The sequence below is a fragment of the Bradyrhizobium sp. PRIMUS42 genome (genome assembly GCF_023006515.1).
Lineage (GTDB): Bacteria > Pseudomonadota > Alphaproteobacteria > Rhizobiales > Xanthobacteraceae > Bradyrhizobium.
The window spans coordinates 1-9,420 of sequence record NZ_JALBGZ010000190.1; the positions used below are offsets into that span (position 1 = coordinate 1).

Annotated in this window: 9 protein-coding genes and 1 tRNA gene; 5 read left to right on the forward strand and 5 right to left on the reverse strand. The window is 60.4% G+C overall.

Annotation, left to right across the window (positions count from 1 at the left end):
• Positions 1-69: 69 nt before the first annotated feature.
• Positions 70-213 carry a hypothetical protein gene (locus MOV75_RS16380; protein WP_247006195.1) on the reverse strand — a complete coding sequence of 48 codons (144 nt, stop codon included), beginning with the start codon at positions 211-213 and terminating at the stop codon, positions 70-72.
• A 161-nt stretch (positions 214-374) separates the two neighbouring features.
• Here MOV75_RS16380 and MOV75_RS16385 point away from each other — a divergent pair, with 161 nt between their 5' ends.
• On the forward strand, positions 375-1,607 hold the full coding sequence (locus tag MOV75_RS16385; protein WP_246930051.1) for a class I SAM-dependent methyltransferase: 1,233 nt from the start codon (positions 375-377) through the stop codon (positions 1,605-1,607).
• A gap of 14 nt (positions 1,608-1,621) precedes the next feature.
• Here the strand turns inward: MOV75_RS16385 and MOV75_RS16390 are convergent, their stop codons facing one another.
• The 3 genes from MOV75_RS16390 to MOV75_RS16400 all read right to left on the reverse strand — a co-directional run bounded on the left by MOV75_RS16390 (position 1,622) and on the right by MOV75_RS16400 (position 4,823).
• Positions 1,622-1,831 carry a hypothetical protein gene (locus tag MOV75_RS16390; RefSeq protein ID WP_246930052.1) on the reverse strand — a complete coding sequence of 70 codons (210 nt, stop codon included), beginning with the start codon at positions 1,829-1,831 and terminating at the stop codon, positions 1,622-1,624.
• Positions 1,832-1,981: 150 nt separating this feature from the next.
• Positions 1,982-2,401, reverse strand: coding sequence for a DUF4118 domain-containing protein (locus MOV75_RS16395; protein ID WP_246930053.1), 420 nt, complete (start codon positions 2,399-2,401; stop codon positions 1,982-1,984).
• 1,465 nt (positions 2,402-3,866) lie between these two features.
• On the reverse strand, positions 3,867-4,823 hold the full coding sequence (locus MOV75_RS16400; protein WP_246930055.1) for an N-carbamoyl-D-amino-acid hydrolase: 957 nt from the start codon (positions 4,821-4,823) through the stop codon (positions 3,867-3,869).
• 268 nt (positions 4,824-5,091) lie between these two features.
• On the opposite strand from MOV75_RS16400, the gene MOV75_RS16405 reads away from it, so the two are divergent.
• From MOV75_RS16405 to MOV75_RS16420, 4 genes are all read left to right on the forward strand, one after another.
• Positions 5,092-5,316, forward strand: a complete 225-nt coding sequence (locus tag MOV75_RS16405) for a hypothetical protein (protein ID WP_246930056.1) — start codon at positions 5,092-5,094, stop codon at positions 5,314-5,316.
• 299 nt (positions 5,317-5,615) lie between these two features.
• Positions 5,616-5,942, forward strand: coding sequence for a hypothetical protein (locus MOV75_RS16410; RefSeq protein WP_247006200.1), 327 nt, complete (start codon positions 5,616-5,618; stop codon positions 5,940-5,942).
• A gap of 579 nt (positions 5,943-6,521) precedes the next feature.
• On the forward strand, positions 6,522-6,680 hold the full coding sequence (locus MOV75_RS16415) for a hypothetical protein (protein ID WP_161497212.1): 159 nt from the start codon (positions 6,522-6,524) through the stop codon (positions 6,678-6,680).
• Between the two features lie 233 nt (positions 6,681-6,913).
• Positions 6,914-9,022 (forward strand): sensor histidine kinase, encoded by a 2,109-nt coding sequence (locus MOV75_RS16420; RefSeq protein ID WP_246931224.1) that lies wholly within the window; start codon positions 6,914-6,916, stop codon positions 9,020-9,022.
• A 196-nt stretch (positions 9,023-9,218) separates the two neighbouring features.
• Here the strand turns inward: MOV75_RS16420 and MOV75_RS16425 are convergent.
• Positions 9,219-9,295: transfer RNA gene (locus MOV75_RS16425), tRNA-Pro, on the reverse strand.
• Positions 9,296-9,420 lie beyond the last annotated feature (125 nt).

Below are 9,420 nucleotides of genomic sequence, written 5' to 3' on the forward strand. Positions count from 1 at the left end.
CTTGCGCACGAAGCGTTGTTTGCCGGCTAAATTTCATCAGGAACCCGCCCCACTACGACCCACTGCGACTTATACTAGACCCACTTGGCCGGCCAGTGCCGGCGCCGCGAACGCCTCGGTGTCGAACAGCCGGGCGAAGAATCCGCGCGCGTCGATCTCCGGTTCGATGCCGATTTCGACCACGCCTGCCAGAGCCAATGGAGTGAACTTCATCTCAGGCCCCCGCACCGCAATGCTGCGCACGCCGCCGTTGCGAACATCCGTTCACCGAAACGCCTTTTGGGTTGCATCATGCGCAACGTTGGCGGAATTTCCGTGGCTTGTGAGAATTCACTAACAGCCGCGGCACGACGGCACAACGGGACGATCCATTCATGGACAGGCATCGATGCCGCTTTTGCGCGCGGGAGCTCGACGAGACCTTCGTCGATCTCGGCCTGTCGCCTCTGGCGAATTCCTTCGTGCCGCCGGAGCAGGCTGACGCGACCGAACCGGCCCATCCGTTGCACGCCCGCGGCTGTCGCGCCTGCGGGCTGGTGCAGCTTCCGCAATTCGCGCCTGCGGCCAACATCTTCGACCAGTATCTCTACTATTCGTCCTATTCCGAAAGCTGGCTGCGTCATGCGGAGCGCTATGCCGCAGACATGATCGCCCGCGCCAAGCTCGGTACGGCGTCCGAGGTGATCGAGATCGCCAGCAATGACGGATATCTGCTGCAGTATTTTCAGCGCGCCGGCATCCGCGCGCTCGGGATTGAGCCGGCCAGCGGCCCTGCAGCGGCCGCCATCGCCAAGGGCATCCCGACCCGGACCAGCTATTTCGGCCGCGATGCCGCGACCGCGCTGCGCGACGAAGGCCACAGGCCCGAGCTGATCGTTGCCAACAACGTGCTGCCGCACGTCCCTGATATCAACGATTTCGTCGCGGGGCTGCGCATTCTCCTGCCCGACACCGGCCGCGCGACGCTGGAGCTTCCGCATCTGCTGCACCTGATCGAAGGCATCCAGTTCGACACGATCTATCACGAGCATCTGTCGTACTTCTCGCTCGCGACCCTCGAGACGGTTTTTCGCGCGCATGCCTTGCGCGTTTTCGATGTGGATGAATTGCCGACCCATGGCGGCTCGCTGCGTCTGCACGTTTGCACCGAAGCTGCGCCTCACAGCCCCTCGCCCGCGCTCGAGAGATTGCGTCAGCGTGAGGCCGTCGCAAGGCTCGACCGGCCCGCGACCTACAGTGATTTTCAGGCGAAGGTGGCGGCCAAGCGCGAGACGATCCGCGACTTTCTCATCGCGGCGCGGCGCGCGGGCAAGTCGGTGCTGGCCTATGGCGCGCCCGCGAAGGGCAACACGCTGCTCAATTATTGCGGCATCACGCGCGAGCTGATTGCCTTCACCGTGGACCGCAATCCGCACAAGCAGGGCCTGCTGCTTCCGGGAACGCATCTGCCGATCCGCGATCCCGCCGCCCTGATCGCGGGCAGACCCGATTACGTCTTCATCCTGCCCTGGAATCTCAAGGACGAGATCATCGCCCAGCTGGCGGAGGTTCGGGCCTGGGGCGGACAATTCGTGGTGCCCGCGCCCGATCTCACGATCATACCGTGAGCCATGGTTAACGATCAGGCGGCGATCGGAGCCGTGTAATCCGCGCGCAACGCGAAATAGGTTTCCAGCTCCGACAGCGCCCGCGCTTCCCAATCCTGCGCCTGCTCCAGCAGCGACCAGCTCTGGCCCGGGCGGAATGCAGCCGTCTGGCGATAGAGCGATGCGATGCCGCGGTAGCGGCGCACGTTCTCCAGGATGGCGTGACCATTGATTTGGCCGTTCATGTCCGAAAACTCCCTCGTCATTCCCGCGGGAGAAATTGCGGCCAAATCTTTTTCGAAAAGTTAGCGGCGCACGACAAGCTCGCGGATGGTTGCCGGACTGTTGCGCGCACGCAACGCGCAGCGTCACACCGGGACGATTTCGAGAGCGATTTATTGCGGATTCGTTGCCGCGCCCTCGCCCGGGGGCTTCAGCCCACCGCGGCTGATCATCCGCATCGTCTCGCGGCAGAGATCGGCAAGGCCGATCAGCAGCACGGCGAGCAGGCAGAACAGGTTGATGGAATCGGTATTTGCGTTGGACAGGGCGTTGAACTCGAAAAAGGGCGGAATGAACGCCCACCACACCAGTGGGATGGTGAACAACGCGGCAACCCCCGCCGCCGGCGTGCCCGCGACGATGCCGAGCACGAACAGGCCGGGCAGGAACGCTGCAAAATAGAGCTTTGCGCCGAGCGCGACGCAGATGCCCTGAAGCACAGCCGACACGGCGACAACGACGCATCCGAGCAGAAACGCCTGCCACGACCATGGCCGTACCCGCGGTACGCCAAACAGCCCCGCACGCCTCATCAGCCTCCCCCTGCCGCCCGTTAACCGGGCCCGCTTGAGACGAAAGTACTACAACTGCAAGCAAACCGCGAGATGGAAATCGCATCCCCAGGGGATTGGTAAACGAACCGCATCGCACAATTGCGGAGACAGGGACACTAGCTGGCATGCTCTTGTCCCGGACAAGCTGCAACGCGCATAGCGCGTTGCGGCGCAGAGCCGGGACCCGGAAGGCGACACGGCACGATGCGGCGAGATGGGCCCCGGCTCTGCAGCGCACCGCTGCACCGGACGATGCTTCGCATCGCCGGGGGGACGATGCGCTGCGTCCGGGGCACGAGAGCGGAGTGAAGCGCGCACCCTCTCCACATCGTCATTGCGAGCGAAGCGACTTGTCCGCCGAAGCCTCGGCGAAGGAGGAAGCAATCCAGAGTCTTTCCGCGGAGATATTCTGGATTGCTTCGTTGCAAGGGCTCCTCGCAATGACGGAGGATGAGGCGGCATCGCGATACTCCAGTCCACATCCCGGCTGCGATGCCGTAGGGTGGGCAAAGGCGCATAGCGCCGTGCCCACGACCTTTCAGATGCGGCGATAGATGCGTGGGCACGCTGCGCTTTGCCCACGCTACGAGATCGGGTTTGTGGCAGGCAGATCGAATCGCAGACACGCCTTCGCAGCCTCGCGACTTAATTCGCCCGAGCTTTGCTTCATCTCGCCACCCTCAAATCCAAGAGGGCACAGGGAAGGCCGGGTGCCAGCTCGCACCCGCGGTCTGCTGCGCGAAATGTAGCGCAAGAAGACCGCACAGCAGCATACAGGTGGTGCCGAACACTCGGCCTTCCCTGCGCGATGGTCGGACGGCTTATGCCGTGATCTCCCGGGAGCCGAACTTTCCTTTGGCCTCCCTCGCCCCGCGAATTGGATGATGCAGTCTGCCCGGTTGGGCTCGCTCGCATCTCCGCAAGAGCTTGACCGTGGCAACGACGGCCAGGACCACACGGTTTTGCCGTACGCACGGCCCGCCATTTCGCCGCAGTTTTTCCAGCCCTGTCGACAAAGCCGGAAACTTACAGGCGAGACGAACCTAGCAGCGCCGCTCGTCTGCACGAAGCCGAGGGCTCACAGGGACTACCCGCCCTGCCCGCGCCTCTCGTGCCGACGCTGCCGCGTCCACCGCAAGCCCGGCTCGCGATGCGTGACGACACAAGATCGCCCCTCTTGGTGAGCCGGGATGAGCGACACATACGACAAAACCGAATTTCGGTAAAGTGGAATATTTTTGCGCGGGTGGATTGACAGAGAGGCGACACAGAGCGACGCCCGTCCCGTCATCCTGAGGAGCTCCCCATGGGACGCAACGCGTCCCATGGGGAGCCTCGCGAAGGATGAACGGCCCCGATGCAGCCGGGCCGTCGCCCTTCGAGGCTCGCCGAAGAGGCGAGCGCCTCAGGGTGACGGTGATGGAGCCGTAGCCGGATGAGAGCCTCACTCCCTCTTTACCGCCGCCCCGTCCGCCATTGTCGTCACCCCCTTCCGCTCCACGATCAGCCCATAGGTCTGGGGCTGGCGGTGGACGTCGAAATTGAAGGTGGTGCGCTTGTAGGAATTGCAGAGATCGAGGTCGCAACGCGCCAGCGCGATCTCGTCGCCCTTGGTCGCGCATCGCGCGATGATCTCGCCGGAGGGCGCGATGATGCAGCTGCCGCCGATGTGGTCGACGCCTTCCTCGAGGCCGGCCTTGGCGACGCCGACCACGAAAGTGCCGTTCTGATAGGCGCCGGCCTGCATCACCAGATGGTTATGGAATAGCGAGAGATCGTCATGCTCGGGTGCGGGCGGATTGTGCACCGGCGTGTTGTAGCCGATCATCACCATCTCGACGCCCTGCAGGCCCATCACCCGATAGGTCTCGCTCCAGCGGCGGTCATTGCAGATCGCCATGCCCATCACGCCGCCGAAGGCGCTGGCGACATCGAAGCCGCTGCCGGGCTCGAAATAGCGCTTTTCCAGATGCTGAAATTTGCGCCACGGCTCGTGCTCGGCATGGCCGGGCAGATGGACCTTGCGATACTTCAAGGTGATCGTGCCGCTTTGGTCGACGAGAATGGACGTGTTGTAGCGCCTGACAATTCCGGCCTCGACCGTCAGCTCGGCATAGCCGAGGCAAAAGCCGATCCCGAGCTCGCGCGCCAGATCGAACAGCGCTTGCGTCTCGGCGCCCGGCATCTCGCGCTCGAAGAAGCTGTCGATCTCGGCCTGATCCTCAAAATACCAGCGCGGAAAAAACGTCGTCAGCGCGAGCTCGGGATAGACGATCAGGTCGCAGCCGCAAGCCTTCGCCTCGCGCATCAAGGCCATCAGCCGGGCCACCACCTCGGTCCTGGTCGCGGTCCTCGCGATCGGGCCAAGCTGGCCGGCTGCGACAGTCACAAATCTCGCCACGCGTCATTCCTTCATGTATGCGTCGGGCGTGAGCCTATCGAGCGGCGCACCGCGCGCACAGGCCGGTTCGCCCATCGTCATGACGAGACACAATCAAATTCCGTGCCTGTGGGTAACATCATGTGGGCTGGCGCGACCGCGCGCGAAAGATCCGGAACTTAGTTGCGAATATGCAACGGTTCCCCACCGTCTGAAGCCGGACAAAACAAACTCCCATTCCGGCCACGAACCGCTCTCACAAGGCCGTGAGACGATCAGGGGAACGACGATGCGCGCACAACGCGTTTGGAAAGTGAATGGGGACGCCAGCATCGGGCAGCTCCAATCGAAACTGGACGATCTGAACAAGCGCCTCGGTCAGCTCGAAAACCAGCATCCGGATAGCTGGACGCTCGAAGAGCTGAGAGCGAGCGCGCTCAGCCTGTCGCGCGAGATCGACGACATCCGCTGCGCCGAGGCGACGGCGGCCTTGAGCGAGCTGCTGCGGAAGTAGCCGGCGCTCGCGCGCGCAGGATGGGTCGAGCGAAGCGAAACCCATCGCGCCTGTCGAGGGAAGGTAGGTGATGGGTTTCGCAAGGGCTCTACCCATCCTGCGGACGCGACGATTGGTGTGTGCGAGGAACCAAGCCGCACCGCCCGCCATTTCCATGAGAGCATGGAGCAAGATCATGACCAGGCATCTGACGCGAACCCATCTCGCGCGCGGCGTCGCCGGCGCGGTGTCCACGCTGGTCCTGTGCGCGACGGCGGCCTTCGCCCTCGCGCGCCATTTCGCGCTGTGAGGGAATTCGTATGACGTCCGACCCCGAGGAGCAGGTGCGGCTGCAAGGATTTGGCGAGATGACGTTGCGCACAGCCGTCGCGACGCTGATGCAGCTCGCGCCGGGCGAGCGAGCGGACGCCGCCATCTTCCGCGTCCGCGACGACGTCCGCCTGGCGCAAAGCGAGATCGCCGAGCTCGCATCACACTGGGGCATCGAGCCCGCGCCCAATGTGCGATCGCCGGGACTGGTCCCGGATCAGCACTGGCCGGACGTCGTGCGCGGCATGGTGCGCGAGGCACCGTTGCCGTCGCTGATGGTGGCGTTTCTGGTGGGGATGCTGGTGGCGAGAAGGTGAGTGTAGGATGGGTAGAGCGAAGCGAAACCCATCACTTTCCTTCCCGTCGAGAGCTTCGATGGGTTTCGCTTCGCTCTACCCATCCTACGAGCTACGAGCGGTAGTCCTCTGACTTACCGGCAATGTCGGATCGGCGTTAGCTCATGAAGAGCCATGCCGCCGCGGCAAGCGGCCCTGCCCGGCCAAATCGGCCGTGGACCCGCCCCGAAAATCGTTGCAGAAAGGCGTTCCGAGGCGCTGGCGGCCGGTCGGCCAAGCCTCTGGAAAACGTCAACTTTTGGAAGAATGGTCGGAGTGGCAGGATTCGAACCTGCGACCCCTGCGTCCCGAACGGTTTTTCCTGCTAGAAGCATCTTGAATTTCCAGCATTTTTTTCGCCGTTTGTGCGCGATCTTCCTCGTTTGTCACGTTATTCTTCGGGGGTATTCGGGGGGTAACGCCTAGTCTCCGTTGAGCCCACTTTCAATCTTCTCGGACGCTGATTGCCCACGCGATTTGTGGATTGGTGCTCTTTGTGATGAGGGAACTTCGATCGACTCAGCGAACCTATCGCGGGGGCTTAGCCACAGGAGACCTCTGATGAGCGAACGCGATTGGGAAGAAGAAAAGCGTACCGTTCTTGGTCGGTTGTTCGATGCAGCATTCGGACGCCGGGAAGCCTCTGAAGAAGAGATGGGTCAGGACATCCATTGGCTAGGTACGGTCAACAGACACCTACGCGACGATGACGACGATTAGCTTCCGCCGATCTCCGCCCCGCAACGTTACGAGGCCGCCTAGTTGGCGGCCTTTTCCTTATACATCACATGGCAGGCCGAACCCGGGACAAACTATCCAGTTTGAAAGGGCGATCGGCTTCGCAATGATCTCGCTCTACTGCGTCGCTAAGCAGACCCGTACCGTCAAGCGCCAAGTTTACAATGCAACCTAGGAAGTGCATTGTTTGATTTTTAAACTCATGGGACACCCCGGTGCCGACACTTACCCCCAATATCGAAAATCGAGTTCGGAAGCTCGCCAAACCGTCGAATGCAGCCCAAGGGCTGCAACCTCTGTTCGAGGCGGTTAGCAATTCCGTCTATGCGGTTGAGGATCGGTTTGAAAAGGAAGTTGGCAAGGGAAAAATTTCCATAAGCGTCACGTCGCTTTCGAGTCCGGATAAAATCGAGATTGTGGTGTCTGACAACGGCATCGGTCTCGACACCAACCGGTATGAGGCGTTTTGCACGATCGACACGGATTTCAAGCGCGCCAAAGGTGGCAAAGGCGTTGGTCGCCTGTTTTGGTTGGACGCATTCAAAGAAATCATCGTCGAGAGCGTTTACAACACCACGAACGGGCGATCGCGCAGGGTGTTCTCGTTCGTATTGGATAACAAAGAGCAAATCAGACCTAGCGTCGAAGACCAGCCGGCGGCAGCTCTCTCAATTGGTACAACGATCACATTCCGAGGACTGCGCACGCAGGAGTATGCGGATACGTTTCCAAAGCGCGCAGACACTTTCCTTCGTTACTTCAGCGCACACTTCATTGCTGACTTCTTGATGGGCGACGGTCCAACAATCGAGGTCGACCTCGACGGCGATCTGACCACATATCCACAGGCCGTTGCCGATCTGACCGTCGGGAAGCCGCTGAAAGCGGACTCATTCGAATTGAAGGGGTTTGGGAATTTTTCAATTATCGGATTCACGTGTCGAGCAGAAGCCAGCACGGGCCTCGACGGAAAGCATCAACTGCATCTGCTCGCGAATGGTCGCACCGTCGAAACTCGGAAAGTCGACAATCTCCTTGGAGTGACGAACCTTGAGCGCAACTCAGAGAGAGACTTAGTTTTCCACGGGTGTGTATCGGGTGAGTACCTTGACGCGCGCGTGAATGAGGGGCGAACAGCGTTCAATTTGACAGAGAAGACGCTCAACCAGATCAGCCGCGGCTGTATGGAGAAGGTTCGAACGACGCTACTGCCGGCGCAGGTCGAGGCCTATGTTAAGGAGCGACAAGCGAACTATCAGTTCTTCGTTTCTCGATACCCCACTTTTGGATTTGATGATGACGAGACGCAGCTTGAAAGAGTGCCGTTTCACGCGACGACAGCCGAGGAGTTCGCGGCAGGCTTGGTAAAATATCAAATCCGACGCGAAGAAGATCGACAAGACGCACTGCAAACACTCATCGAAGCACTCGATTTGGAGCGCGTACCTGCAAATTTTCAACAGATAGTCATCGATGCTGCAAAAGGCATTCAGGCTTCCGAGCAACTTGCGTTGGCGCAGCACGTCGTTCGACGCAAACTTGCATTGGAACTTCTGGAGAAATTGATAAAACGGATTCGGACTCGTGACGGCAAAGATGATGACCACCACCTCGAAAAGACGCTGCACTCATTCATCGTCCCAATGGGAGTACGTGGCGACAATCCGAAAGAGATTAAGAGTCGTGCTCATGAACTCTGGATTGTAGATGAACGGCTGGCCTTCACGAGGGCGTTCGCTTCGGATAAGCGCCTTGATGCTATACTTGCCAAAGGCGGCTCCGCCGATCGCCCTGATCTCCTACTCTGGGATCTCGCTTACGGCTTAGGTGTCACCGAGTCTGACGAACTGGATTCGGTCAACGTCTCGGAACCGTTGCGCACGGTAATGATCGTGGAGTTCAAGAAGCCGGGCCGCACCTCTTATCCGGCAGCGGAAGATCAACTTGAAAACCAGATAACGAAGTACCTTGCGCAACTGCAAGGTGGAGAAATCGAGTCATTCGACCGTACTAGGGTTCGAGTGGCCCACGACTGCATCTTTCATTGCTATGTTGTGGCCGACATTATCGGTGACTTGAAGCAGCAACTATCAAATTGGGAAACGACGGCGAACGGACAGGGACGCATCCGTCCGCTCAAGAACCAATACCGAGGATCAATTGAAGTCATCCAATGGCAGGACCTTGTTAATGACGCATGGATGCGGAACAACGCCACTTTGCGAGCGGCCGGTCTCAGCCGATCAAGGCCGACGCTCACCACCGGATTGCCTCCTCACTCCGAAGTCTCACGCGAACAGGCTTTCGAGCCAGCAGGCAAATGAACTGACAAGTTCTGACGGACCGGAATAGGTACGCGTGCTGTTTGCATGCAAACGAGCGCAGACATTCTAGGAGGATGTGGTACGAACGGCGCCGAAACCGATCATTTGGCGGCGCGCTTCCACCCAAGAACCCTGCGTTCTTCGGGGGATTGTTCGGGGGGCAAAAAGCGCTCTCACGCTAAGTGCTTGAAATTGTTGGTCGGAGTGGCAGGATTCGAACCTGCGACCCCTGCGTCCCGAACGCAGTGCTCTACCGGGCTGAGCCACACTCCGACAAGAAGGCGGCTTATAGCGTCGGGTTTGACGCACCGCAAGCGGCCGAGATGAGGAATTTTGTCCCTGTGAAAACGGGCCTTGAAACGTTGATTTTACCGGCCGGCGAGGCCGGCGCGGAGGCT

What these genes read in the sequence shown, in the direction of transcription:
- MOV75_RS16380 (WP_247006195.1), bottom strand. Translation starts at nt 213, where the DNA reads ATGAAGTTCACTCCATTGGCTCTGGCAGGCGTGGTCGAAATCGGCATC.
- MOV75_RS16385 (WP_246930051.1), top strand. Translation starts at nt 375, where the DNA reads ATGGACAGGCATCGATGCCGCTTTTGCGCGCGGGAGCTCGACGAGACC.
- MOV75_RS16390 (WP_246930052.1), bottom strand. Translation starts at nt 1,831, where the DNA reads ATGAACGGCCAAATCAATGGTCACGCCATCCTGGAGAACGTGCGCCGC.
- MOV75_RS16395 (WP_246930053.1), bottom strand. Translation starts at nt 2,401, where the DNA reads ATGAGGCGTGCGGGGCTGTTTGGCGTACCGCGGGTACGGCCATGGTCG.
- MOV75_RS16405 (WP_246930056.1), top strand. Translation starts at nt 5,092, where the DNA reads ATGCGCGCACAACGCGTTTGGAAAGTGAATGGGGACGCCAGCATCGGG.
- MOV75_RS16410 (WP_247006200.1), top strand. Translation starts at nt 5,616, where the DNA reads ATGACGTCCGACCCCGAGGAGCAGGTGCGGCTGCAAGGATTTGGCGAG.
- MOV75_RS16415 (WP_161497212.1), top strand. Translation starts at nt 6,522, where the DNA reads ATGAGCGAACGCGATTGGGAAGAAGAAAAGCGTACCGTTCTTGGTCGG.